General features: G+C 68.3%; 22 protein-coding genes, 1 pseudogene and 1 riboswitch. Of the genes and pseudogenes, 10 read left to right on the top strand and 13 right to left on the bottom strand.

Going from position 1 to position 24,968, the window contains the following annotated elements; translation table 11 throughout:
* Positions 1–48 precede the first annotated feature (48 nt).
* The gene (locus FBZ90_RS23315; protein WP_145735397.1) at positions 49–2,541 is read right to left on the bottom strand and encodes a TonB-dependent receptor; all 2,493 of its coding nucleotides are present in this window, start codon (positions 2,539–2,541) and stop codon (positions 49–51) included.
* Between the two features lie 344 nt (positions 2,542–2,885).
* Here FBZ90_RS23315 and FBZ90_RS23310 point away from each other — a divergent pair, with 344 nt between their 5' ends.
* Entirely contained in the window at positions 2,886–4,487 is a 1,602-nt protein-coding gene (locus FBZ90_RS23310) for a sodium:solute symporter (RefSeq protein ID WP_145735396.1), read from the top strand.
* Here FBZ90_RS23310 and FBZ90_RS23305 read toward each other — a convergent pair.
* From FBZ90_RS23305 to FBZ90_RS23295, 3 genes are all read right to left on the bottom strand, one after another.
* A complete protein-coding gene (locus FBZ90_RS23305; RefSeq protein ID WP_145735395.1) occupies positions 4,456–5,568 on the bottom strand; it encodes a LacI family DNA-binding transcriptional regulator in 1,113 nt (370 codons plus the stop codon). The genes FBZ90_RS23310 and FBZ90_RS23305 overlap by 32 nt on opposite strands.
* 60 nt (positions 5,569–5,628) lie before the next feature.
* Entirely contained in the window at positions 5,629–6,549 is a 921-nt protein-coding gene (locus FBZ90_RS23300; protein WP_145735394.1) for an ROK family protein, read from the bottom strand.
* A gap of 115 nt (positions 6,550–6,664) precedes the next feature.
* The gene (locus tag FBZ90_RS23295) at positions 6,665–7,015 is read right to left on the bottom strand and encodes a YciI family protein (protein WP_145735393.1); all 351 of its coding nucleotides are present in this window, start codon (positions 7,013–7,015) and stop codon (positions 6,665–6,667) included.
* 323 nt (positions 7,016–7,338) lie between these two features.
* On the opposite strand from FBZ90_RS23295, the gene FBZ90_RS23290 reads away from it, so the two are divergent.
* Positions 7,339–7,917, top strand: coding sequence for a chorismate mutase (locus FBZ90_RS23290; RefSeq protein ID WP_145735392.1), 579 nt, complete (start codon positions 7,339–7,341; stop codon positions 7,915–7,917).
* Between the two features lie 39 nt (positions 7,918–7,956).
* The gene (locus tag FBZ90_RS23285; RefSeq protein WP_145735391.1) at positions 7,957–8,535 is read left to right on the top strand and encodes an NUDIX domain-containing protein; all 579 of its coding nucleotides are present in this window, start codon (positions 7,957–7,959) and stop codon (positions 8,533–8,535) included.
* A 24-nt stretch (positions 8,536–8,559) separates the two neighbouring features.
* Here the strand turns inward: FBZ90_RS23285 and FBZ90_RS23280 are convergent, their stop codons facing one another.
* From FBZ90_RS23280 to FBZ90_RS23265, 4 genes are all read right to left on the bottom strand, one after another.
* Complete coding sequence (locus tag FBZ90_RS23280; RefSeq protein WP_145735390.1) at positions 8,560–8,946, bottom strand: type II toxin-antitoxin system VapC family toxin; 387 nt, start codon at positions 8,944–8,946, stop codon at positions 8,560–8,562.
* Positions 8,943–9,182, bottom strand: a complete 240-nt coding sequence (locus FBZ90_RS23275) for a type II toxin-antitoxin system Phd/YefM family antitoxin (protein WP_420872619.1) — start codon at positions 9,180–9,182, stop codon at positions 8,943–8,945. Before FBZ90_RS23275 ends, FBZ90_RS23280 begins: the two co-directional genes overlap by 4 nt.
* Positions 9,183–9,313: 131 nt before the next feature.
* On the bottom strand, positions 9,314–10,705 hold the full coding sequence (locus tag FBZ90_RS23270) for a serine hydrolase domain-containing protein (RefSeq protein ID WP_186456005.1): 1,392 nt from the start codon (positions 10,703–10,705) through the stop codon (positions 9,314–9,316).
* Between the two features lie 100 nt (positions 10,706–10,805).
* Positions 10,806–12,272 (bottom strand): catalase, encoded by a 1,467-nt coding sequence (locus FBZ90_RS23265; RefSeq protein ID WP_145735387.1) that lies wholly within the window; start codon positions 12,270–12,272, stop codon positions 10,806–10,808.
* 390 nt (positions 12,273–12,662) lie between these two features.
* Between FBZ90_RS23265 and FBZ90_RS23260 the strand changes: the two genes are divergently transcribed.
* Positions 12,663–13,631: a LysR family transcriptional regulator gene (locus tag FBZ90_RS23260; protein WP_145735386.1), complete on the top strand. Its 969-nt coding sequence runs from the start codon at positions 12,663–12,665 to the stop codon at positions 13,629–13,631.
* 30 nt (positions 13,632–13,661) lie between these two features.
* Here the strand turns inward: FBZ90_RS23260 and folB are convergent, their stop codons facing one another.
* On the bottom strand, positions 13,662–14,033 hold the full coding sequence (folB, locus tag FBZ90_RS23255) for a dihydroneopterin aldolase (protein WP_145735385.1): 372 nt from the start codon (positions 14,031–14,033) through the stop codon (positions 13,662–13,664).
* 192 nt (positions 14,034–14,225) lie between these two features.
* Here folB and FBZ90_RS23250 point away from each other — a divergent pair, with 192 nt between their 5' ends.
* Positions 14,226–15,332 carry a threonine aldolase family protein gene (locus FBZ90_RS23250; RefSeq protein WP_145735384.1) on the top strand — a complete coding sequence of 369 codons (1,107 nt, stop codon included), beginning with the start codon at positions 14,226–14,228 and terminating at the stop codon, positions 15,330–15,332.
* Here the strand turns inward: FBZ90_RS23250 and FBZ90_RS23245 are convergent.
* Positions 15,305–15,952, bottom strand: a complete 648-nt coding sequence (locus tag FBZ90_RS23245) for a histidine phosphatase family protein (protein ID WP_145735383.1) — start codon at positions 15,950–15,952, stop codon at positions 15,305–15,307. The genes FBZ90_RS23250 and FBZ90_RS23245 overlap by 28 nt on opposite strands.
* A gap of 5 nt (positions 15,953–15,957) precedes the next feature.
* Positions 15,958–16,114: riboswitch (cobalamin riboswitch) on the top strand.
* A 34-nt stretch (positions 16,115–16,148) separates the two neighbouring features.
* Here FBZ90_RS23245 and FBZ90_RS23240 point away from each other — a divergent pair.
* The 3 genes from FBZ90_RS23240 to FBZ90_RS23230 all read left to right on the top strand — a co-directional run bounded on the left by FBZ90_RS23240 (position 16,149) and on the right by FBZ90_RS23230 (position 18,167).
* Positions 16,149–16,367 (top strand): CbtB domain-containing protein, encoded by a 219-nt coding sequence (locus tag FBZ90_RS23240; RefSeq protein WP_145735382.1) that lies wholly within the window; start codon positions 16,149–16,151, stop codon positions 16,365–16,367.
* Between the two features lie 21 nt (positions 16,368–16,388).
* Positions 16,389–17,213 (top strand): CbtA family protein, encoded by an 825-nt coding sequence (locus FBZ90_RS23235; RefSeq protein ID WP_145735381.1) that lies wholly within the window; start codon positions 16,389–16,391, stop codon positions 17,211–17,213.
* Positions 17,214–17,312: 99 nt separating this feature from the next.
* Positions 17,313–18,167 carry an EamA family transporter gene (locus FBZ90_RS23230; RefSeq protein WP_145735380.1) on the top strand — a complete coding sequence of 285 codons (855 nt, stop codon included), beginning with the start codon at positions 17,313–17,315 and terminating at the stop codon, positions 18,165–18,167.
* A 21-nt stretch (positions 18,168–18,188) separates the two neighbouring features.
* Here the strand turns inward: FBZ90_RS23230 and FBZ90_RS23225 are convergent, their stop codons facing one another.
* Both FBZ90_RS23225 and FBZ90_RS23220 read right to left on the bottom strand, forming a co-directional pair.
* Positions 18,189–20,567 carry a YbcC family protein gene (locus FBZ90_RS23225; protein ID WP_145735379.1) on the bottom strand — a complete coding sequence of 793 codons (2,379 nt, stop codon included), beginning with the start codon at positions 20,565–20,567 and terminating at the stop codon, positions 18,189–18,191.
* 25 nt (positions 20,568–20,592) lie between these two features.
* A complete protein-coding gene (locus tag FBZ90_RS23220; RefSeq protein WP_145735378.1) occupies positions 20,593–22,122 on the bottom strand; it encodes a proton-conducting transporter transmembrane domain-containing protein in 1,530 nt (509 codons plus the stop codon).
* Between the two features lie 122 nt (positions 22,123–22,244).
* On the opposite strand from FBZ90_RS23220, the gene FBZ90_RS23215 reads away from it, so the two are divergent.
* Complete coding sequence (locus FBZ90_RS23215) at positions 22,245–23,186, top strand: LysR family transcriptional regulator (protein WP_145735377.1); 942 nt, start codon at positions 22,245–22,247, stop codon at positions 23,184–23,186.
* A 63-nt stretch (positions 23,187–23,249) separates the two neighbouring features.
* On the opposite strand, the gene FBZ90_RS23210 is transcribed toward FBZ90_RS23215, so the two are convergent.
* Positions 23,250–24,272 (bottom strand): plasmid recombination protein, encoded by a 1,023-nt coding sequence (locus FBZ90_RS23210; RefSeq protein ID WP_145735376.1) that lies wholly within the window; start codon positions 24,270–24,272, stop codon positions 23,250–23,252.
* Between the two features lie 357 nt (positions 24,273–24,629).
* Between FBZ90_RS23210 and FBZ90_RS23205 the strand changes: the two are divergent.
* Positions 24,630–24,968: pseudogene (locus FBZ90_RS23205) on the top strand (transposase); the annotation flags it as partial.

The raw sequence follows: 24,968 nt of genomic DNA, 5'->3' as shown, positions 1-24,968 counted from the left end.
GCGCCCACCTGGGGAGGGGAAGGTGGGCCCCGCCAGCCGGTGCCAGGATCAGAAGCTGTACTTCACGCCGGTCTTGAAGGTGCGGCCGTTGATGGACCGCGCCAGCAGGATGCCGTTGCTGGGCACGGCATCGGTGGTGCCATCCACCTCCGTCAGGCCCAGGGTGTTGAACAGGTTGTTGGCGGAGAAGGACCAGACGATGTCGTTGGTCAGGTTGTAGGTCGCGAACAGGTTGACCTGGGCATAACCGGGCATCACCAGCTTGTTGGTGGTGTCGGTGTAGCTGTCGGTGGTGCCGATGATGTTCACGCCCACGCTGTAGTCGTTGCCCACATAGGACGGGGTGATCTGGTAGACGAAATCGGCCTGGCGCTGGGGCACGTTGCCCACGTCGCTGGGGGTGATCTCATCCTTGGTGATGCGGGAATGGGTGTAGGTGACGCCCGCGTCCAGTTGGAAGGCGCCATAGCGGTAGCTGGCCTCCAGCTCCGCACCCTCCGCGTCATAGACGCGGGAGATGAAGCGCTGGGTCAGCGAGGTCACGTCCTGGTTGGCTTCCTCGGTATTGGCGTAGAAGCCGGTCAGGAAGACGCTGAGGCCGATGTCCGACCGCCATTTCACGCCACCCTCGGCCTGCTTCACCTTGTTCACCGCGTTCTGGTAGGCGGTGGAGCCGTCGGCGTTGATGGAGCCGAAGGCCAGGCGGTCGGCGTTGGCGCGTCCCCCCTCGCTATAGCGCACGAACAGCGCCAGGTCGCGGTCGATGGCGTAGTTGGCGCCGATGGAATAGGAGATGTAGTGCCAGTCGTAGTTGACCGGGTTGGCCACCGACTGGTTGACCACCGGCACCGTCAGCTCCGGCACCTGCAGCACGCCGTCCTGGTTCACGTCCAAAGCGGTGGTGCCGGTCGGGCCCGCGTAGCTGCCCGAGGCATGGCCGTAGTCATAACGCAGGCTGGCGTCCACCGTCAGCTTGTCCCACGCCCAGTTCACCGCGGCGTAGGGCGCGTCGATATCATAGTGCATGTCATAGCTGCGCACGCAGCAATTGCCCCAATAGGGCTCGCCATAAGCGACCAGGCCGTTGGAGGTGACGGTCTTGCCGCTGGCGTTCAGCACGTTTAGCAGCGCGCCGTCCTTGCCGTTGACCGTCTCGAGATAGGTGTTCCAGTGCCAGTCCATGTCGATGTTCTGGCGGGCCTTGTAGTAGCCGAAGGAGACGGCGCCCTTGCCCAGCGGCAGGGTATCCAGCGTCTTGGTGACCTTCAGGTCGTTGGTGTAGGTGCCCAGGTCGTTGAGCTTGACGTTGAACAGGGCGATGCGGGAGGCGAGCCCGTTGCCGCCCACGCTGGCGGCGCTGACCGTCTGGCCGGCGTTGGGGCCGCTGGCGTATTGCAGGGTGGCGCCGGTGCCACCGATTTCCGTCGCCAGGACGGAGGCGCGGTCAACCTCCTGCGGGTAGGGGCCGACGAAGTCGCCGGTATTGTCGGCCACGCGGAACTTGTCGTCCAGCGTCCAGCCGGGCGCCACCTCGAATGAGGCCTCGCCGCCGAACGCGGTGCTGACGGGGTGATAGCCGTCGCCGATGTTGGTGGTCAGGCGGTTGCCGTTGGCGTCTATCGCCAGGTCCTTGCGGAAATAGGGCGATTGGAAGGCGCCGCTCAGCGCGTCGAAACCGGCCAGGGAGGAGATGTGCGGGTTGCTGCCGCTGCCGGAAATGGCCAGCGGCACCGGCAGGTAAACGGGCGACCGGTCGTTCAGGTATTTGAAGTCCAGGCGGATGAAGCCCTTCTCCATGTCGTGCGTGACGTTGGCCTTCACCTGGCCGCCGTTCATGGCGTCGTCATAACCGACGGACCGCGGGCCCTCGCCAGTGTGGTAATAACCGCCGACATGGAAGCGCCAGCCGGGGGCGATGGGGCCGCCATAGGCGAAGTCGGCTCGCGTCTCGTTGTAATCCAGGCCGCGGGTCAGGCCGATGGCGCCGCCTTCCTTCTCGCCCGTGTCGCTGACGAAGTTGATGACGCCGCCCGGCGCGTTGCTGGCGAAGGTGGAGGCGGAGCCGCCGCGGATGGCCTCCACCCGCGAGACATTGTAGTCGGCGCGCAGATAGGTGTCGGCGGTGCCGAAGGCAATGTCGCCGAACTGCATGATGGGCAGGCCATCCTCCTGCAACTGCAGGAACTTGGCACCACCGGAGGCGACCGGCAGGCCGCGCACGGCGATGTTGGCGTTGCCTTCGCCGCCCGACGCCTCGGCACGGAAGCCCGGAATGTTGCGCAGGATGTCGGCGGCGCTGCTGGGGGACGACTGGGCGATCTGGTCGGGGTTCAGGGTGCTGACCGAGACGCTGGTGTTGAACTTGCTCTGCGGCAGGGCCGTGGCGGTGATGACGATCTCATCCAGGTCCAGGCCCTGCTGGGCTTGGTTCTTGGCGGCGTCCTGGGCGGGATCCTCGTCGGCCAGGGCGGGGGTGAACAGGGCAGGCGTGACGGTGACGGCGGCGCCCAACAGCAGGGCGCGGGCCAAACGGCGCTTCATGGCGATCTCCCTAGTTTGTCTTTTTTTGATTGTCGATTGCGAGCGGCCTCCCCGGCCGCCTCTGGACGTCTATACCCAAACACATGTTGCAACCGATTGCAACAGTCATTTGGAAGTTTGCGGATTGGCACCATTTGACCGATGCCGATATGCGGTGAAGGCCCGTTAATCTTTGTTAACCAAGGGATTGTCAGTCTGTTCTGTCATGAGCCAACCCGTCGCCCCGCGCATCGGAGCATTTATTTTTATACAACCGATTGCAATTTCCTGTCGGCGCGGTCAAGGTGCATCCGCTGGGGCCCGCCCCGGCAGCAAGGATAAGCAAAAGTTGAAGGGAGGACGGGATGAACGGCGGCAGTCCGCTGGGGGCCTGGGATGTGGCGATCATCCTGGTGTATGTCGTGGTCATCATCGCCATCGGCCTGGCGGTCAGCCGGCGGCAGAGCACGGCGTCGGATTATTTCCTGGCCCACAAATCCAAGACCTGGCCCGTCATCGGGCTGGCCCTCCTGGCCTCCAACATCTCCAGCACCACGCTGATCGGTTTGGCGGGGGCGGCCTACGACCATGGCATCGCGGTTTTCGACTATGAATGGATGGCGGGCGTCGTCCTGGTCTTCTTCTGCATCTTCCTGCTGCCCTTCCTGCTGAAAACCGGGGTCTACACCACGCCGGAGTTCCTGGAGCGGCGCTATGACCGGCGGTCACGCCTGCTGTTTTCCGGCCTGACGCTGTTCCTGAACATCGCGGTGGATACGGCCGGGACGTTGTATGGTGGGGCGTTGATGTTCCAGCTGGCCTTTCCGGCCGTGCCCATGGGCGTCATCGTGCTGCTGCTGGCGCTGGGCGCCGGCATCTACACCACGGCGGGGGGCCTGGCCGCGGTCATGGTGACGGAAACCATCCAGGCGGTGCTGCTGCTGACCGCCGCCGCCGTCATCGCCGTCATGGCTTTCAACCAGGCGGGTGGCTGGGACGTGGTCATGGCCGCGACCAAGCCGGAGATGCTGAGCCTGATCCGCCCCGCCAGCGACCCGGTGCTGCCCTGGACGGGGCTGATCACCGGGGTGCCGCTCATCGGCTTCTATTTCTGGTGCACCAACCAGTTCATGGTGCAGCGCGTGCTGTCGGCGAAGAGCATCGACCATGGCCGCTGGGGCTGCCTGTTCGCCGGCCTGCTGAAGCTGCCGGTGCTGTTCCTGATGGTGCTGCCCGGCACCGCCGCCCTGCTGCTGTTCCCCGGCCTGCCGCGGGGCGACTTGGTCTATCCCTCGCTGGTGTTCAAGCTGCTGCCGACCGGCGTGGTCGGCCTGGTGGTGGCCGGCTTCCTCGCGGCCATCATGTCGGCCACGGCCTCCACCTTCAATTCCGCCTCGACCCTGGTGACCATGGACTTCGTGCGCCTGCGCTGGCCCCACCTGGGGGAAAAGCGCCTGGTCGCCACGGGGCGGCTGGCCACCCTGGCCTTCATGGGCCTGGCCGTGCTGTGGGCCCCGCAGATCGCCCGCTTCGGCTCGCTATGGCAGTATCTCCAGGCCATCCTGGCCTATGCCGTGCCGCCGGTGGTGGCCCTGTTCCTGGTGGGCCTGTTCTGGGCCCGGGCCAACGCAACCGGTGCCTTCGCCGCCTTCGCCGGCGGGTTGGTCCTGGGCCTGGGGCTGTTCGTCTACTGCGTGGTGCTGGGCAATGGCGGGCCGCATTTCCTGCTGATGGCGCCCCTGCTGGTCCTGGCCTCCGCCGTCATCCTGGTCGTGGTCAGCCTGCTCACCGGCGACGGCAGGTCAAAGGACGGGGCCACGAAAGAGGGGGCGGCGCTGGTATGGACCCCCGCCGTCTTCCGGGCGGAGACGGCGACGTTGGCGGGGCAGCCGCTGTGGATGAACTACCGCGCCCTCTCGTTGGGCCTGCTGGCCCTTACCGCGGTCCTGGTGTGGTGGTTCCGCTGACCACGCCGCTGCTGGCCCGCACCACCAGTTCGGTCGGCAGCATGACCGAGCGGGTGGGGCGACCGGCGATCTGGGCGAACAGCAGGTCCACCAGCAGGCGGCCGCCGGTGGCGGTGTCCTGGCGCACGGTGGTCAGCGCGGGATTGTAGAACGCCGCCATCTGGACGTCGTCATAGCCCACCACGGCCACATCCTCCGGCACCCTCAGGCCCTGGTCCTGCAGCGCGCGGATGGCGCTGATGGCGATGACGTCGGAACAGGCGAACACCGCGTCGAAGGTGGCGCCGCCGCAGATCAGGCTGCGCATGGCGGTCAGCGCGGCGGCGCTGGCGAAGCGCGTCGGCACATCCAGGGCCGGGTCGGGCTCGATGCCTGCCGCCGCCAGTGCCGCGACGTAGCCGTCGTGGCGCAGACGCATTTCCGGCACCGTCCGCTGCCCCAGGAAGACGATGCGGCGCCGCCCCTGGGCGATCAGGTGGGCCACCGCCCGCTCGGCCCCCGCCTTGTTGTCGGAGCCGACGGTGACGTAATGCTGTTCCGGCAGTTGGGCACCCCACACCACCAGGGGTAGGTTGCGATCCGCCAGCCGCTCCAGGCCCAGATGGGCGGTGCTTTGGCCGATGGCGATGAGCCCGTCGACGCGCCCCGTATCCACCAGGTCCGCCATGCCCGACGCCCGGCCGGGGCCGATCTTGGACAGAAGCAGGTCATAGCCGTGGTCGGCCACGGCATCGGCGATATGGCCCAGCAGCTCCAGGAAGAAGGGGTCGGAAATCGGCTGGTCGTGTTCGTGCAGCAGGGGGATGACCACGGCGATGGTGTGCGTGCGCCCCTTGCGCAAGCCCTGCGCCCGGGTGTCGACGCGGTAGGAATGGGAATCGACCAGGACCTGGATGCGGGCCCGCGTTTCCTCATTCACCAGCGGGCTGCCCGACAGGGCGCGCGACACCGTGGATTTGGACACCCCCGCCATGCGGGCGATGTCATCCATCTTCACGGCGCCCGTCTTGGCCCTGGGCTGCGCCCCGTCCGGGGTGGCATCGGAATGCGTCGTGGCCGCGATGGCCGGCTTGTCAGCCATGTCCCGATCCTGACAGTTCGATGAAGCGACCATACACCGGTGCGGAAGGTATGCCGATGGTCACGCCGCGTCCCAACCTAGGGCCAGGGCGCCGGCCAGACCCGACTCGCCGTCCAGGCCCGGTGGGACGATGAAGGTGGTGAGGTCGCCGGTGACGGCGGGGTGGTCGATATAGCCGCCGATGTGACGGCGGGCATGGTGGCGGACGTGGTCCAGCAGGCCGTGCCGGGCGCCGACCCCGCCGCCGATGACGATGCGCTGGGGCGACAGGGTGAACAGCAGGTTGGCGGCCATCTGTCCCAGATAATCGCCGACCAGGTCCCAGACGGGGTGGTCGTCGGCCAGCTCGGTGGCGGGGCGGCCGACGCGCGCCTCGATGGCGGGGCCGCAGGCCAGGCCCTCCAGGCAGTCGCCGTGATAGGGGCAATGGCCGGCGTAAGGGTCGCGGGCGGGGTCGCGGCGCACCAGCAGGTGGCCGCCCTCGGGATGGACCAGGCCATGCTGCGGCCGTCCGCCGACCACCACCCCCACGCCGATGCCGGTGCCGACGGTGACGTAGACATGGCTGTCCAGGCCCTGGGCCGCACCCCAGCGGCCTTCGCCCAGGGCGGCGCCGTTGACGTCGGTGTCGATGGCGACGGGCACGCCGCCGGGCCTCAAGTCATGCACGGCGGCCGCAAGGGTATCGCGCACGGGGGCGCCGGCCCAGCCGGGCTTGGGCGTGCGGGTGACGGCGCCATAGCCGGGGCGCCGGGGATCGAGCTGCAGGGGCCCGAAGCTGGCGATGCCCACGGCGTCCAGTCCACCCATGCGGCCGGCCAGGTCGTGCAGGGTGTCGGCGCAGCGCGCCAGCGTTTCCTCCGGGCTGGTGGTGGGGATGCGGACGGTGTCGATGGTTGTCGGGCGCGCGGTGCCGTCCATGACGGCCGCCCCGACGATGGCCTTGGTCCCGCCCAGCTCGATGGCGCCGATACGCTTCATGCCGACCCTTTCCCGTTAAGGGGGGCATCCTGCCAAGGACGGCGGCGCCTGACAACGCCGACGCCGTGTCCCGGAACCGTCTTGGGGCCCTGAATTTTCCTCGGGGTGCCAGGTATCAACCTGGCATTTCAATGAGGGGGCGCACCTCCACCGCGCCGTTGGCCGCCAGGGGCACTTGGCGGGCGATGGCCAGGGCCGCTTCCAGATCCGGCGCCTCGATCAGGTAAAAGCCCCCCAACTGCTCCTTCGTTTCGGCGAAGGGGCCGTCATGCACCGTCTTAATGCCCCCGGTGGTGCGGACCGTGGTGGCGCTGGCCACCCCGGTCAGGCCGGCGCCCCCAACACGCGCGGCACCCAAATCCCGGGCGAACGCCTCATGTCGTGCGATCATGGCCTGCAGCAGCGGGCTGTCCCGCTCTTCGCCATAAACCGCCTCATCCTCATAAATCAGCAGCGCGTAGTACATGGGGGGAAGCCCTTTCCGTGAGGGGGTGAACGGCGCGTTCCGCGTCCGCCGCCTAAGAGACGAGTGGACGCCACCGGATCCGACAACGGCGATCGCAGCGTGGAAAATTTTTTCGTCGGACTCAAGGAATGGGGATTCCGCTTGTCTAGCGGGCCATCCCCGCGCCAGTCTGGCGGGGCAGTCTGGAGCAGGCCTCAGGAAACCATGACCCTCGTGTCGAATGTCCGCCGCCTTTCATTCCCGGCACCGGGAAGCCTTACGGGCCGCCGCCATTGTGTTAGGGCCTGCAAGGATCATTTCTTCACCGTAATGGATGGTCGCTCATGAGTCGCTGGCGCCTGTTGGCTAGTGTGGCGGTCCTGGCCGCCGCCTGTGTCCCTCACGCCTGGGCCGCGCCGCCGACGGACGCCGCCGACAGCCTGAAGACGCTGGTGGAGGTGTCGGCCGACCGACTGGCGATGGCCCACCAGGTCGCCTTGTCCAAGTGGGACAGCGGTGCCGCCGTCGAGGACGGGGGGCGCGAGGCGGTGGTGATCATGAGCGCCGTGTCGCAGGGCGAGGGCCTGGGGCTGGAGCGCATCTGGGTGGCCGGCGTCTTCCGCGCGCAGATCGAGGCCAACAAGCTGGTGCAATACAGCCTGATGGCGGATTGGGCGCGCGCCGGCGCCGCGCCGGACCATGCGCCGGTGGATCTGGTGCGGGACGTGCGGCCGCAGTTGGACATCGCTCAGAAAACGATGATGGCCGCCTTGCCGGGCGTCGCCCCCATGCGCGCCCGCAAGACCTGCCGGGCGGAGGTGGCGGCGGCGGTCAATGACTATCTCTACCGGCGGCAATTGCCGGCCGGCACGCTGGACGCCATCGCGCTTGATCGCGCCATGGCCGGCGTATGCGGCGGTTAGCCCGCCTCCATGTCCTCAGATCCGATAAAGGCGCCTTTCATGAGAGACCGCATCCGCGTGCGCGAAGACCGTGTCCTGTCCAAGGGCTGGTCCGTGCTTCGCAGCGTGACCTTCGATTATCGCCGCCGCGACGGCGATTGGCAGACCATGACGCGCGAGGTTTATGATCGCGGGCACGGTGCCGTCATCCTGCCCTATGACCCGGTGCGCGGCACCGTGCTGCTGGTCAGCCAGTTCCGCTATCCCGCCTACGCCACCGGCCATGCCGCCCCGTTGATCGAGGCCATCGCCGGCCTGCTGGACGACACCTCGCCGGAGGACACCATCCGCCGTGAGGCGGAAGAGGAGGCGGGCTGCCGCATCGGCGAGGCGCGCAAGGTGTTCGAGGCTTTCATGAGCCCCGGTTCCGTCACCGAAAAACTGACTTTCTTCGTCGCCCCCTACAGCGCCGCCGACCGGGTGGGCGCCGGTGGCGGACTGGCGGCGGAAGGCGAGGATATCGAAGTGCTGGAACCCACCTTGGAGGAGGCCCTGGCCATGGTGGCCGATGGCCGCATCGTGGACGCCAAGACCATCATGCTGCTGCAATACGTCAGGCTGAACAGCCTGGCAGGCTGAAGATCTGCGCCGGGGCCGGCCTGGTCAGACGCGCCTGACCAGGCCGCCGTAGCCTGCCACGATGGGGTCCGCCGTCAGCAGGGGAATACCTTCGGCATGGGATTGGGCGATCAATATCCGATCAAACGGATCGCGGTGCAGGGGCGGCAGATCCTGCACCGCCAGCGCATGTGCCCCCGTGATCGGCAGTTCCTCATAACCGTTGTCCAGAAGCCCCCGCCGTAGCAGCTTGGGATCCACCTGGAAGTCAGCGCGTCCCAGCCCGCGCTTGATCACGACCTCCCAAAGACTTGCGACACTGAATAGGCAGTCATTGCTCAAGTCGCCCAACAGGACTTGGACATCGCCCGACAGGCGGTCCGGTGCGCTGGCGGCCCAAAGAAGAATATGGGTGTCGAGCAAAAACTTCACGGCGTGCCGCCAGAAAATAGCTCGGCGATGGTATCGCCAGCCATTCGGTCGAAGTCGTCTGGAACATGAAGCTGTCCCGCCAGAAAACCTAGGCGCTGGGGCGCGTCCGAATCCTTCTCCGCTAGCGCGATGACTTTCACCATTGGTTTGCCGGCCTTGGCGATGATGAAGGACTCACCCTGAGCGGCCTTGTCAACCAGACGCGACAGATGCGTCTTGGCTTCATGAATGTTCACCGTCCGCAAGAGGGCCTCCATCTATAAACTAAGTTCTATTAGTTTAGTCCGTTTTTTCCTCGGCCGCCATTCTCCTCTCCATCACCTTCCGCGCCGCGACCCCTTTGTTAACCGGGCAGTGCTTGCGGGCCTCAATCCACGTAGATCATGAACTGCTCATACCGCCCGGCATCCGCCCGGGCGACGATACGCACGCTGCGGCTGGCGAAGGCGGCCTGGTAAATCTCTTCGGTGAAGCCGCCGCGCAGGCGGCGGGCTATCGGCTTAACATCCTTCAGCGCGCCCAGCGGGCCCAGGGTGGCGGCGTAGTCGGCCAGGGCGGCCGGGCTGAAATAGGCGGCGCCATTGGCGGTCAGGTGCGCGGTGTCGGCGCGGCCCTGGGCCAGGCCCTCCAGGAAGGCACGGGCGGTGGCCGTCTCGGTGGCGCTGGGCTGGGTAGACAGCGGCAGCGCGGCGCTGATCTTCTGGGCGATGGCGGCGGGGTCGCCATAGTCGCTGTTGACCAGCACCACGATGGCCATGCCCAAGTCCGGCCACACCCGGTTCTCCGCCAGGAAGCCCGAAACCTCGCCACCATGGCGCAGCAGGCGGGCGGCGCCGTCGCTGGTGACCGTCAGCCCCAGCCCATAGCGCGTGTCCTGCCCGTTGTTCAGGCGGACGCTGGTTTCCATGGCCGCCCAGCTTTCCGGCTTCAGCAACTTCCGCTGCATCAGGGCGATGTCCCAGCGCGCCAGATCCTGGGGCGTCAGGGCCAATTGGGCGGCCCCGACCAGCCAGCCCGCCGCCTCCTTGGGCGCTGGGCGCGGTTGGCCCAGGGCGAAGCGGGTGTAGCCGGCGGCGTCCTTGGGTCCCAGGGGGCCTTGGTCGATGTCGGCGGCATCCAGCCCCAGGGGCTTCAGCACCCGCTCGTTCAAGAAGGTGAAGAAGGGTTTGCCTGACGCCTTTTCCACGATGCGGGCGGCGATGGTGAAGCCGGTGTTGGAGTATTGCCAAGACTCGCCTGGCTGGAAGTCCAGCGGCACCCGGGCCCAGCGGTCGAAGATGCCGTCGGTGGTGATGGGCTTTTCCATCATGGCCGGGACATAGTCCTGCGGCCAGAAATCCCGGTAACCCGCCGTATGGCTCAGCACCTGGCGGATGGTGATGCGGTCGCCATCGGTCAGGTTGGGGATGAACTTGCCCACCGTGTCGTCCAGCGACAGGGTGCCATCCTCCACCAGCAGCATCAGGGCGGCGGCCGTGAACTGCTTGGAGACCGAGCCGATGGCGAAGCGCTGGGCCGGCGTCGCCGCCACCGCCGGCTCCCGTCGCGCTTGGCCATAGGCATGGACATAGGCGATGGCGCCATCGCGCACCACGGCGATGGAGGCTGCCGGCGTCCCCGTGTCGGCCAGCGCCTGCGTCACCGCCGCGTCGATCTTGGCGGTGACATCGGGCGCGAGGTCCGCGCCCAGGGCGGCGCCGGACAGAAGGACGCTGCCCATGAACAGGGAGGTGAGCAGGGGGGCGAACGGGAACCGCATGGATTTTTCGGACCGAGGTGGGAAGAGGGTGGGCCATATTCCCACCAAGGCCCGATTTAGGAAACGGGGCTTATGGCCGCCCCCGGCCCGGTTGGCCCCGTCAGCGCGCCGTCGCCACCGCCAGGGCGCGCAGCGCCAGGGCCACGCCCTCGCCATAGGCCGGGTCGGCCTTGGCGCAATTGGCGATGTGCCGCTCTTGGATGGCGACGTCCGCGCCGCTCAGCGACCGGGCGGTGTTCTCGAACAGCAGCTTTTGCTGCGCCGGGCTCATCTTGCGGAACAGGATGCCCGGCTGCTCCCAGTGGTCATCGTCCACGCGGTGGTCCCAGTGGGCGGCCGTCCCATCCAGCGGCAGGGGCGGCTCGGCGAAGTCGGGATGGTCCGGCCATTCGCCATAGCTGTTGGGGTAGTAGTGCAGTGTGCCGCCCAGGTTGCCGTCGGTGCGCATGGCGCCGTCGCGGTGGTAGCTGTGGAACGGGCACTTGGGCGCGTTCACCGGGATGTGGTTGAAGTTCACCCCCAGGCGATAGCGCTGCGCGTCACCGTAGGAGAACAGGCGGGCCTGCAGCATCTTGTCGGGCGAGAAGCCGATGCCCGGCACGATGTTGGCGGGGGAGAAGGCCGCCTGCTCCACCTCGGCGAAGACGTTGTCGGGGTTGCGGTTCAGTTCCATCACCCCGACCTCGATCAGGGGGAAGTCCGCCTTGGGCCAGGTCTTGGTCAGGTCGAAGGGGTTGTGCTTGTGCGCCTTGGCCTGGGCCTCGGTCATGACCTGGATGGACAGGGTCCAGCGTGGGAAGTCGCCGGCCTCGATGGCGCCGAACAGGTCGCGCTGATGGCTTTCCCGGTCCTTGCCGATGACGGCCTCGGACTCGGCGTCCGTCAGGTTCTCGATACCCTGCTGGCAGGTGAAGTGGAACTTCACCCAATGCCGCTCATTGGCGGCGCTGATCAGGCTGAAGGTATGGCTACCGAAGCCGTGCATGTGGCGATAGCTGCGGGGGATGCCGCGCTCGCTCATGACGATGGTCACCTGGTGCAGCGCCTCGGGCAGCAGGGTCCAGAAGTCCCAGTTGTTGTTGGCGCTGCGCATGCCGGTGCGCGGGTCGCGCTTCACGGCGTGGTTCAGGTCGGGGAAGCGCAGGGGATCGCGGAAGAAGAACACGGGCGTGTTGTTGCCCACGATGTCCCAGTTGCCTTCCTCGGTATAGAACTTCACGGCGAAGCCGCGGATGTCGCGTTCCGCGTCTGCGGCACCGCGTTCCCCGGCGACGGTGGAGAAGCGCACGAACAGGGGCGTCTGCTTGCCCACTTCAGAGAAGATCTTGGCCTTGGTGTAGCGGCTGATGTCCTGGGTGACGGTGAAGGTGCCGTGGGCGCCGCTGCCCTTGGCGTGCATGCGCCGCTCGGGAATGACCTCCCGGTCGAAATGGGCCAGCTTTTCGATCAGCCAGATGTCCTGCAGCAGGGCGGGGCCGCGCGGGCCGGCCGTCTGGATGTTCAGGTTGTCCACCACCGGCGCGCCGGTGGCATGCGTCAGGGAGGGCTTGGACGGCGTGTCGGACATGGGATGCGGGCTCCGTGGCGTCATAGGGGATGCCCTCGGGGGCTCCCCGGGGCTCACGCCGCGGATTTGGCCGCCAAGCGCCCGTTGGTTTCATTCACAACCCGGCCCCGCCGTTGTTGCACCCGGCGCATCGTCGCACCGCCGGGCGGAAAAGTGCGCACTCGCAACATTTAACAGGGCTTAACGTCAAATCGGTGCAGGTCCGGACAAGAGTGATGCGCCGGGCGCACCTACAGTGGACGGCGGTAGGGGGTTGAACCGCCGCCTGGTTGGGTCCTTGGGGCAGCCCTTGGGGGCACGTCGCCCAGGTCCCATGGCATCCCCCGTGATCATGAGGCCAGGGCCCGCGATTCCCGGATCGCCCGCCCGAACAGAGATGAGGGACGCGAGATGTCAGACGTTGCGATGAAATACTTCTACGCCACCGCCATCCATGGCTCGATGCGGGCGGCCAGCCAGAAGATGAACGTGGCGGTGTCCTCCGTCAGCCGCCAGATCGCCCAGCTGGAAGCGGCGATGGGCATGCCCCTGCTGGAAACCGGCCGCCGCTCGGTCAAGCTGACCACCGCCGGGCAGATGGTGTTCGACTATTACCAGGCGCAGATGGCCGACCGCGAGGCCTTCGCCGCCCGGCTCGAGGCCCTGCGCGGCATGCGCATGGGCACTGTGGAGATGGCGGTGGGCGAGGGATGCACCGTGCAGGCGGTGCAAGGGGTGCTGGACACCTTCCAGAGCCGCTATCCCGGTGTCGAACTGGCCTTGCACAGCGTCTCCACCGCGGAGCTGTTGCGCATGGTGGTGGATGATGAGGTGCACATCGCCCTCGGCGCCCTCATCCCCTGTGATCCCAAGGTGCGTGTCCGCACCTCAGCCCGCCAGCCCCTGGTGGTGGTCAGCCGGCCGGACCATCCCGTGGCCAAGCGCGGGGCGGTGACCCTGCAGGATTTGTCAGCCCACGATCTGTGCCTGTCCCCCCGCGACACCCGCATCCGCCAACTGCTGTCGGCGGCGGAGATGCGCCATCAGGTCTGGCTGCGCGCCACCATCACCACCAACTCCGTCCACACCATGCGGGAACTGGCGCTCAGCGGCCGCGCCGCCGCCATCCTGCCGCGCGCGGCCGTGCTGGCCGATCTGGAGGACGGTTGCCTGGTGGCCACGCCCCTGTGCGATGTCGAGGCGGACAGCACCACCGTCGACCTGGTGACGCGCCTGGGCCGGCAGCTGCCGCACGCCGCCACCCTGGCCCTGTCGCTGCTGGAACAGCAGGTGCACCGCTGGGGGCAGGGCGGTGGCCAAGCCGGCGTCCGGCCCGAGCGTCGGGTTGGCCCCAGCCTGGTGGTCGAGGCCGTGGCCTGACCCTTCCGGGGCTGTCTGGGCGGGATGCGATCAGAAGCCGGGGCGGACCCGGTGGATGCGCACCGACACGCCATCGATGATGGCGGGGACGGGTGCCGAAGGCTTGTCCACCTGCACCGTGATGGTGTCGATGCGGGGAAACTCCTCCAACAGGGTGCCGGCCACGGCCTCCGCCACCGCCTCTATGGTCATGAAACGCCGGGCGGTGGCCACCCGCGTCGTGGCGGCGGTCAGCTTGGCGTAGCAGACGCTGAGGTCCCAGTCGTCGGCCTTGCCCGCGACCGACAGGTCCAGCGTGCAGTCCAGCGAGATGAAGAAGCGTTGGCCCAGCTTGGCCTCCTCCACCGTCAGGCCGTGATGGGCGTAGATGGCGATGCGGTGGACCAGGATGTGATCGGTCATGGGACGCTTTCCTGTCAGGCCGACGATGGCGCGGGGCACAGGCTGCCTGTTCCCGGTGCGCCTGTCACGTCGTTGCTGGGCCTGGTCCGGGGCGCCGCTGTGGCATAAATGTGGGCCGATGATTTGACCGTTGCGCCGGCGGTGGCGCCGTCGCAGGGTGGCCGGCACTTGCTGAAGACCGGACCATCGCCCATGCCTGCCGCCCCCGCCGGGACCCTCGCCGCCCATCGCCTGCGCCTGCGCCAGAGTTGTGACATCGTGTTCCCCGGCTTTCGAACCCTGAGCCCGGCGGAAGAGTTCCGGGCCGTCGCCGACTGGTGCGAGGCCAACGGCGTCACCCATGACCAGTATGGCCAGGGCGACCTGCTGGCGGCGTTCGAAGACACGGTGGCGGGCTTGTTGGGCAAACAGGCGGCCGCCTTCATGCCCAGCGGCGTGATGGCCCAGCTGATCGCCCTGCGTCTGTGGACGGAGGTCAGCGGCGTTCCCCGCTTCGGCATGCCCCACACCTCGCACTTGGCTCTGCATGAGGAAGAGGCCTACCAGGCGCTGTTCAACTTCCATGGTGTGCCGGTGGGGGAGCGCCGCCGTCCCCTCCTGGCCCGTGACCTGGCGGCGGTGGCCCAGCCGCTGGCCTGCCTGCTGGTGGAACTGCCCTTGCGGGAAATCGGGGGTCAGTTGCCGGAATGGGATGAGTTGCAGGCGTTGAAGGAGATGGCGCGGGCGCGCCAGTTGCCGCTGCACATGGACGGCGCCCGCCTGTGGGAAAGCCGCGCCTATTACGGCCGCAGCTATGCTGAGATCGCCGCCGGCTTCGCCTCCGTCTATGTCTCGGTCTACAAGGGTATCGGCGGGATCGCCGGCGCCGTGCTGGCGGGCGACGCCGACTTCATCGACAACGCCCGCCTGTGGCAGCGGCGCCTGGGCGGCACCCTGGTGCGGCAGAGCCCTATGGTGGCCACCGCCGCCATGCGGTTTGAGGCGCGGCTGGGCCAGATGGATGCGTGCTACCGCCGGACACTGGACCTGGCGGCGGGTCTGTCCGCCCTTCCGGGCATCCGCCTGAACCCGGCCATACCGCAGACCAATATGCTGCACCTCTTCTTCGACCGGCCCGCCGACCAGGTGGCCGAGACGCGGGACGCCATCGCCAGCAGCGACGGCCGCTGGGTGGCTGGGGAGATCCGCCCGACCGATGTCCCGGGCTGGAGCGTGACGGAGCTTTACGTGGGCGACACCCTGCTGGGCCTGGACAACACCCGGGTGCTGCCCTACTTCGCCCGGCTGGTGGGCGCCTGACCGAACTCCCGCGCGTCCACGCCGGTGGCGCGCACGGTCCAGCGCCGGTTCCACCGCAGGTCGGTCAATGACAAGGGTGCGATATCCAGGCGCCAGAAGGCCTGAAGGGGGGCATCCAGCGCCACGGCTACCGCCATACGGATCACGGCCGGGTGGGTGACCGCCAGGGTGTGTCCCTCGGCCGTCCCATGCTCCAACCATCTCGCCACTCGCGTCCGCAATTGGGCCAGCGATTCGCCCCCGTGGGGCCGGGCCTCCGGATCGCCCAGCCAGGCGGCCACGGCATCCGCCTCGTGGACCGACAGCTCCGCCAGGCTATGGCCCTGCCAGCCACCTGCGTCCAGATCGGCCAGGGCAGCGTCCTCCCGCATCTCCATGCCCAGGGTGCTGGCCAGCGTCGCCGCCGTCTGCCGGGCGCGGTCTTCGGGCGCCGTCAATAGCTGTCCGACCTTGCGCAGCGCTCGCGCCTCCGCCCAGTGGCCGGCCTGCGCCAAGCCCGCCTCTTCCGCCGGCTCCGTCGCGGGCGCGAAGATCGCATCGCGCTGGGCGCGGGTGGGGGCGTGGGCCAACAGGATCAGGCGCCGGGTGGGGTCGGGGGCGGTCAAGTCTGGGACGGTCATGGGAGATAGTCCTTGAATGCGCGGGCCCCCCTCCCTACCATTGCCGTCTCACTCGCGCATGGGGGAAGCCGGTGCAAATCCGGCACGGTCGCGCCACTGTAACCGAACTTCCCGCCTGGCGGGTGGGGCGGAAGCCAGACCCCCCGTCGCATTCGATACACCGCACACGGGACGCGCAATCCCAGGGAGCGTTTTCATGGCCCACGCCACCCCCCATTCCGGCACCCCCGCCGTCGCCTTGCCCGTGATCTCGGCCGCCGAGCTGCTGCCCTGGGCCGTGTTCGGCGGGCTGCTGTTGGTACTCATGGTTTATTTCGTGGGGGCGGAGCAGGGCGCCACCTCCCTGATCCAGGGCCGCGCGGTGCATGAATTCGTGCACGACGCCCGCCACCTGCTGGGCTTCCCCTGCCACTAAGGCGGGGCGACCCGTCTCATCATGATTGGAATCTTGCTCGCCCGCGGGATGCTCATCGGCATCCTGGCGGGTTTTCTCGCCTTCGGCGTGGCCACGCTGATTGGTGAGCCGCCGGTGGAACGCGCCATCGCCTTCGAGGCCGCGCAGGGCGCGTCCCATGCTCATGACCACCACGACCAGGCCGCACCCAGCGCGCCGGAGGGGGGCGGCCACGACCATCACCACCATCACGCCGACGCGGATGACGATGGCGAGGTGTTCAGCCGCGACACCCAGGCGGGCTGGGGCCTGCTGACCGGCCTGTTGGTCTATGGCGCCGCCGTGGGCGGCTTGTTCGCCCTGACCTATGCCTACGCCCAGGGCCGCATGGGCGCGCTCGGCCCGCGCGACCTGGCCGGCGTGCTGGCCCTGCTGGGCTTCCTGGCCCTGGTGTTGGTGCCGGGCCTCAAGTATCCGGCCAATCCGCCGGCCGTGGGCGACCCTGACACCATCCAGCAGCGGACGGCTCTGTACTTCATACTGCTGATCCTGTCGGTCGCCGCCATGGTGGGGGCCATGGTCACCGCCCGGCGCCTGACTGCCCGCTGGGGTGCCTGGAACGCGGCCCTTGCCGGCGCTGCGCTGTTCCTGGCGGTCATGGTTGCGGCCGGTGTCGCCCTGCCCGAGGTGAACGAGGTGCCGGACGCTTTCCCCGCCCAAGTGCTGTGGCGTTTCCGCCTGGCGTCCTGGGGCATCCACGCCACCCTGTGGGCGGCGCTGGGCCTGGGCTATGGCTGGCTGTGCCAGGCGGCGCAGTCCCGGGACCTTCAGGCCCTGCGCCGGGGCGACCGGCCGGCGCTGTTGTGAACCTGCGTCAGGTCGACGCCAGGCTGCCATACCCCTCCGACCGGTGACAGCGGCGGGTTCCCGCTCCTAAGAATGGGCGATCCATCAGCGGGATCGCCCATGTCCGTCACCGTCTTCGCCATCGTGCTGTTCGCGGCGCTGTTGCATGCCACCTGGAACGCCTTGGTGAAGGGGGCGGGGGACAAGCTGATGGCGGCCATCCTGGTGGCCGGCGGGGCGGCACTCCTCGCCATCGTGACCCTGCCTTTCCTGCCCCTGCCGGCGGCGGCCAGCTGGCCCTACCTGGCGGTGTCCAGCCTTCTGCAGGTGCTGTACCTGACCCTGGTCGCCCGCGCCTATCACGTCGCGGACATGAGCCAGACCTACCCCTTGATGCGGGGGACGGCGCCGCTGCTGGTGGCGGTGGCCAGCGGCTTCTGGCTGGGGGAGGCGCTGTCCGTTCACGCCCTGCTGGGCGTGGGGATCATCTGTGCCGGCATCCTCAGCATGGCGTGGATGGGCCGGCGCGGCGGGCCGGACCTCACGGGCGGGGGCGCCAGCGGCACCCGGCTGGCCCTGCTGACCGCCGTGGTCATCGCGGGTTATACCCTGGTCGACGGGCACGGGGTGCGTCTGTCAGGGGCGCCGGCGTCTTATGTGCTGTGGGGGGTGCTGCTCAACGGTTTGCCGTTGGTGGCTTGGGCTCTGCTGGCCCGGCGGCCTCTGTTCCTGCGGCAGGTGGCCCAGCAGTGGCCGCGCGGCCTGGTGGGCGGGGCGGGCACGCTGGTGTCCTACGGCCTGGCGCTCTGGGCCATGACCGTGGCGCCCGTGGCCGTCATCGCCGCCCTGCGCGAAAGCTCCATCCTGTTCGGCACCGCCATCGCCGGTCTGGTGCTGAAGGAACGGGTGGGCCCCCACCGCCTGGCCGCCGCCTGCCTCATCGCCGCCGGCGCCATGGTGCTGCGGCTGGCGTGAGGCAGGCGGCTCCAAGCCACCTCAGGCGGCGCGGGCCTGCCCGGCCTCATTCCAGCCGGTGTCGCGGTGCCAGCGCGCGGTGATGCGCCCCTGTTCCAGGGCGAACAGGGTCAGCCAGCCATTGTCGAACAGCGCCCGCACCTGCGCGTGGCGGGTCAACACCTCGGCGATGGCATGCTGTGGCGCCTCCACCAGCACCGACAGGCGCAGCGGCGCGTGGGCCAGCCGCTCCCCGTCATGGACCGCCTGCCATGGCAGGCCGGTGCGCAGCATGCCGCCGTTGCCCTCCACCACGCCGATGCCGGCGGTGACATTGTGGATCAGCTTGTCCCCGCCGCCGAACAGCGCGGGCGCCACGGCCGATCCGTAATATTGCAGGCTGATCCAGCTGGCCACCACCACCGGCGCCGTCAGGATCAATTCCAGCGTGGCGAAGTCGCGGTCCTCCCGCCAGTCGTAGGAGTGCAGGAAGGCCCGGCCCTTCAGGTCGCCCGAGGCGGTGACGGCCCGGGGCGCGGCGAGGAAGGCGGCACACCCGGCCAGCCCCCATTCCGGCCGGATCTCCGCCCAGTTGTGGGCACGGGCCGACAGCGACGCCGCGCTGGCGCCGGGAAGACGTGCCGCCCGTTCCAGGCGCACCTGGCGCCCCGCCCGGTCCAGCCAGTCGCGGGCGCGGCGGATGTCCGTCTCATGATCCCGGCCGGCACCCTCAGTATACAGGGTGACGCGGTCGGTCACCGTGTCATGCAGGCCGGCCAGGAACAGGGTGTCGGCCGGCAGGTCGATACCCTGGGCCGGCAAGCCCGCCCGCGTCTCCGGATCGTTCAGCAAGCCCGCCAGCAGGCGGGCGGAGACATCACCCTGATGGCCGCCGCAGGCGCCGCAGTGATAGGCGCTGTGGTGCGGGTTGTTGTGCAGCGTCGCCCCATGGCCGATCAGCAGCACCAGGCGCGCGTGCCCCTGGGTCAGCGACATGGCCCTCAGCACCTGCGCCGCGGTCGCCGCTTTCGCGTCCGCCGGCAGGGCGGGCGTGAAGGCCGGCGCCGGGTCGGCTCCCCGCGTACGGCCCAGGCCCAGGGCGTCGCGCAGCAGCTTCACGGCGTACAGGGGCCCCGCCGATTCCACGAAGGCGAAGGAGGATACCGCCGCCTGGCGGAACCGCCCCAGGGCGCGGGCGGAGCGGGCGGCGATGCGCCGCTGCCGGTCCTGGGCGGGTGGCAGAGGGGTACAGGACTGCAGGCGGGGCGGCAACAGGACGGGCAGCCGCGCCTCCTTCAGGTCGGACGCCGCCGGGTGGTGGTCCACGGGCAGGCCGAAGAAGCCGGCGAAGCCCAGCGTGGCGATGCCGGTGTCCAGGCTTTCCAGGGCCCGGCGGAAGGGTTCGGAGCGCACGTCGATGCAGAACGCGGCCTGCATCAAGGGGCGATCTTCCGGCGCCGTCGTGCCGGTTCCCCGCAGGAGGGTGTCCAGCCCCCGCTGATAGGCCATTTCCGCCGCCTGCTGCAGGATGGTATCGATCATAAGGTCGGCGTCCGGCGTCACGGGCCGCGCGTGGGCGGCCAGCACCTCCGCCCAGGCCGGGGCCACCGCCGGCACATGGGCCAGCAGGGCCTCCTCCCACACCAGGCGGATCGCCAGCAGATCGGCCAGCGTGCCGTCGCTCTCGCCCGCCAGTTCGGCCTGCCATTGCTGCCAGCGCGCATGCTGGGCCCAGCCCCCCAGGTCGGTCAGCAGCCGGTGGAAGGTGGTCTCCGCCGCGTCAGCCGTCAGGTCCAGCGCGGCGGCGGCGCGCAGCAGGGCGCGGCCGGGGGTGTCGGGGCAATTGGCGACGTGGCGGCAGAAGCCCGTCAGGCCGGCCAGTTCGGGCGTCAGATCATGGGTCGCCCATTCCCGCCAGGCGGCGAAGGCCGAAGACCCGGGGGCGGGCGTCCACAGGGCTTGTCCCCGGTCGAAGTGGCCCGCCGCCCACAGCCCCAGGCAGCGGCGCATGATCGCGGGCCAGTCGGTGCCGGTGGCGCGCGCCGCCAGTTCGGCGATGGTGGGCAGCGCCTGCGGGGCGGGTTGAGCCCGATGGGCCAGCGCCGTCAGGGCGGTCCCATCGGCCGGCTTGCCCGGATGGGGGCAGGCGGCCAGCGCCGCCGCCAGGTCGCCCGCGGTGATCTCCCCGGCGGCGATCATGGCGGCGTAATCCTCGCGGCTGCGGGTCAGGCGGACCCCGGCGACGCGGGCCAGCCGGGCGGCGGCATGCGCCAAATCTTCCCCGGTCTGGCCCAGGAAGGGATTGACGGCCACGGTGGCGTCCAGGGGAAAGGCCGGCGGGACGGCGCGCATCGCCGCCTCGGCCGCCGCGAACAGGGCCTTGGCCGGTGCCGGCGCGATGTCGGGCTGATCGTGGAACATGGGTCGTCTCCAGGGATGACTGTGGTCAGGACCGGACGGCGCGGAAACCGCCGATCAGCCGGTCAAAGGCGGCGTTGAGGTAGAAGCCGTTGGCGATGTGGACCCTGAGGCCCGCCGCCGCCGGATGGTGGGCCCAGTGCGGGAACAGCGCCTGCGCCACCGCCACGACGCAAAAGGACGTGACGGTCAGGCCGATCAGCGCCCATTCCAGCGCGTCCGCGACCGGCGGCGCGGGCAGGGTGCCGCCCGCCGCATGCACCGCCAGGGCCTGCAGCCCGAAGTAGGAGAGGGTGACGGCGGTGGAGGCGACCAGCGTCCGCTGGGTCAACGCCCGGGGCGCGGCGTCCGCCAGCCCCTGCGCCACCAGGTAGGCGACGCCGGACACCAGGATCAGGCCCAGGGCCAGCGCCTGCGGCGACTTCGGCCCGGCCAGCAGGGTGAAGCCGACGGCGGCGAGGCCGTAGAGGGCCAGCGCCAGCCCGAAGGCCCGGACCACCGCCCCCACGCCGGGGGCCGCGACGGGGCCGGGGCGCCGCGTGGCCTGTACCGCCCGGATGGCCCCGCCGGAGGACAGGAAGGCATGGGCCTTGTAGAGCGAGTGCGCCAGGATGTGCAGCATCGCCAGCGGCCACAGGCCGAGGCCACATTGCAGCAGCATGAAGCCCATCTGCGCCACCGTGGACCAGGCCAGCGCCGTCTTGACGGCGCTTTGGGTCAACATGACCAGGGCGCCGAACAGGGCGGTGAACCCACCCAGCAGCACCAGCGCCGCCATGGCCGCTGGGCTGGCTTGCACCAGCCAAGCCAGGCGGATCAGCAGCAGCCCGCCGCTGTTGATGATGCCGGCGTGCAGCAGGGCTGACACCGGTGTCGGCGCCTCCATCACCTCGGTCAGCCAGCCATGCAGGGGGAAGGCCGCCGTCTTCAGCAAGGCGGCCAGGACCAGCAGGCCAACGGCCCCCTCGGCCGCCGGGGGAAGCGGCGCCAGCCGGGCGGCGGTCTCGATGGTCGCGATGTCCAGGGTGCCATAGGCCAGCCACAGCAGGCCGGTGGCCAGGATCAGGGCGGCGTCACCGGCCCCCCAGACCAGGGTGAATTTCGCGGCCGCGCGCCGCGCCGGCGCCCGGTCGGGGAAGAACAGCAGCAACTGGCGCAGCACCAGGCCGATGGCGGCGAACGCTGGCACCAGCAGCGCCAGGCTGCCCGCCTGCACCTGCAGCAGCACCAGGCCGAGGACCGTCAGCATCAGGGCATGGAAACGCCCTTCCCGCGCGGCGCCATCCAGGTAGGTGCGGCTGTAGCGGGTGACCACCCAGCCGATGAAGGCGACGGCCGGCGCCACCAGGGCGTTGACGACATCCAGGCGCACCAGCGGCCCGTCACCCCCCACACCCTTGAAGGCGAACTGCACCGCCCCCGCCAGGCACAGCGCGAAGGCGGCCAGCGCCGCGCCCTCGGCGATCACGGGGATGGGCTTGGGACGGCGGCCGGGGCGCAGCAGGGCGGCGGCGGCGGCGGCGAACAGAACGGCCGGGGCAAGGCTCGACAACGGCATCGAACTCTCCAGGGAAACGCGGGCCCAGGATTGGAAACGCAGGCAGGAGATAGCGCTTGCTTAATTTTCAGAAAATTACATCTTTTAACGGAATCCATTCGATTTTTTGGAATGATGGCGGCATGGCTTCGCTCAACCTGCATCACCTGCGCCTTTTCCGGGCCGTCGCGTGCGAGGGCACGGTGACCGGCGCCGCCCGGCAGTTGAACCTGTCCCCCTCCGCCCTCTCGACACAGTTGCGCACGCTGGAGGACAGCCTGGGCCATGACCTGTTCGAGCGGCGGGGACGGGGCCTTATCCTGACGGAGGCGGGGCGAATCGCCCTGGACCATGCGGAGGCCATCTTCCGTTCAGCGGAGGATCTGGCCGCGACCTTGCGCAATGCCCGGGGCGGTCAGCGCGCCTTGCGCGTCGGTGCGCTCGCCACCCTGTCGCGGAACTTCCAGATCGGCTTCCTGCATCCGCTGCTGGGGAGGCCGGATGTGGAGATCGTGTTGCGCTCCGGTTCCCAGGGTGAACTGCTGCGCGGCTTGGACAGCCTGGCCCTGGACGTGGTGCTGACCAACCTGGCCCCGCCGCGCGACGCCGCCAGCCCCTATCTGATCCATCGCCTGGATGAGCAGGCGGTCAGCCTGATCGGCACGCCGGCCCGGCTGGGTTCCCTGCTGGCGGCTGAGTCTGGGGAGGGCGTCCCGCTGGCGGCCCTGCTGACCCGCCACCCCCTGATCCTGCCCACGCCGGAGACGGCGCTGCGCGCGACGTTCGATGCCCTGGTGGCGCAGCTGGGCGTAACCGTGCGCATCGCGGCGGAGGTGGACGACATGGCCATGATCCGTCTCATGGTGCGCGAGGATGCCGGCCTAGCCGTCATTCCCCCCATCGTCGTCCAGGATGAGTTGGGCACCGGCCAGCTGGTGGAGGCCGGACGCGTGCCCACCATGGTGGAAAGCTTCCTGGCGGTGACCCTGGACCGCCGCTTCCCCAACCCCCTGTTGGGGGAGTTGTTGACCAGAGGAGGTATCGATGTGAACGGCTACCGAAGCGGGCCTCTTGGGAAAAGCTAGCAACGTATTGAAATAGCTGAAAAGGTGATAAAAAAGCAGGGGCCTGACCGGCGCCAGCGCCTGCTACACCACGTGGGGGGACGTGACCTCAAGGTCGACGGCAAGTTCCGCCAAATTCCTTTTGGGATCTATGAATTGTCGCAGTCGCTCGACATAATCCGCGTCCAGATGGTCGGCCATGGCAGCAAGGGCCAACTTGATTGCTTGGCACGCAGTTTCATATTGCTGTCGCGCCTCTCCTAGACGCAAAACTTGGCCAGCTACGGTCGCGGCCTCAAGCTTTAGCGCCGCCTCCCTGGAATCAAGCTCCGCCGCCTTGTCCCTGTTATCTGCTTCCCGGTCGAGCAAGTTCTGGGCGCTCCTCAACACCTCGGCTAGCCGCTCTGCACGAGCTTTCGTGGCAGCCCAGTCTGAGCGGCTCAGCCGGTTGCGCCGTGGACCGAGCCTGGTCATGCCCATCGGCAAGCTTACGTCTTTGTAGTAAGAGTCCTGGAACGCCCGCATCGCTATGGTATAGGCCCGATTCGCACGCCGGGTGGCCGCTTTCCAGTCGTTCCCCTCCGCCCGCGCCTGGGCCAAGATCAAAGCCTTCGCTGCCTTCCCGGGGTGGCACTTATCTGCCTCCATGCCGTCCTCGGCGCGAGGAAGTAAATACATGTGAAGATGAGGCTGTTTTTCATCTCCATGAATCACAACCGTATACAAGTCCAAACTGTTGTTCTCCCCCCAATGCTTGGCCCAGTCGATAGAACTCTTAATCCATTCGCATAATATATTTTCATCAATTACAGACATTGGCGTTGGGTGGCTGCAAATAACTGAAACCATAACTCGACTATCCCGCCGAATCTTGCGCCCTCTAATGATTTCAGCATCATCGACTCTCTTGGTTAACTCGCCTCTGAGTTCATCGAGTGTATGGAATAAAACTTCCGGTGAAAGTGGGTTGACCACATGGCTGCTGTGGCTTGGCTCCCGCGCGGCCTCGCGTATTATCTCATCAATCGGTCGAGTGGCGTCCTTCCCCGCCAATTTCGATCGAGCCCGTGCGTGGGTTTCAAGATGGATGAATTGGGGCCCCGACATCTTCACCTCCTCTAATCATGCTGGGACCAGAGTAGGGGCAAGGTGAGGGAACGGCCGCAAACAAACCGCATCGAGCGATCGCCGCTGGGGATAAAGCGAGATGTCGCTGGCTGCGGAGCGAGAGGTCGGGAGTGAATTTATAGTCGGTCAATATGGATTCACTTCAAGGAGCGGAAAGTGCTAAATCGCACCTTGACGGGCAGGTCACGTCCCCCCGCGTAGTGTAGCAGGCACTGGCGCCGGGGCAGCCCTGTAGGACGGCGTAGCCGGCCGGAAGGGCTGTCCCGGCGGGCGGTCATCGTGGGTCCTCGGTAAAGTCTGGTCACCACAACAAAACCCCAACCGAGGGTGACCACGATGACCGACGAGATGATGGCACTGCGCAGCATGCTGGAAAAGGGCGCAGACGCCGATGTGCTTAGATAGATGATTGGTTTTGCCGCTGAGCGGCTGATGGAGTTGGAGGTCCATGCCCTGACCGGGGCGGTGCCCGGGGAGCGGTCACCCGACCGCTTGGTCCAGCGCAACGGCTACCGCGACGGCGACTGGGAGACCAGGGCCGGCACGGTGGAACTGCGCATCCCCAAGCTGCGCAAGGGCCGCTACTTCCCGGGCTTCCTGGAGCCCCGGCGCATGGCGGAAAAGGCGCTGACCGCCGTCATCCAGGAAGCCTATATCCAGGGCATCTCCACCCGC

Source organism: Nitrospirillum pindoramense, assembly GCF_007827955.1.
GTDB classification, from domain to species: domain Bacteria; phylum Pseudomonadota; class Alphaproteobacteria; order Azospirillales; family Azospirillaceae; genus Nitrospirillum; species Nitrospirillum amazonense_B.
This window is presented reverse-complemented; position numbering and strand designations above follow the sequence as displayed.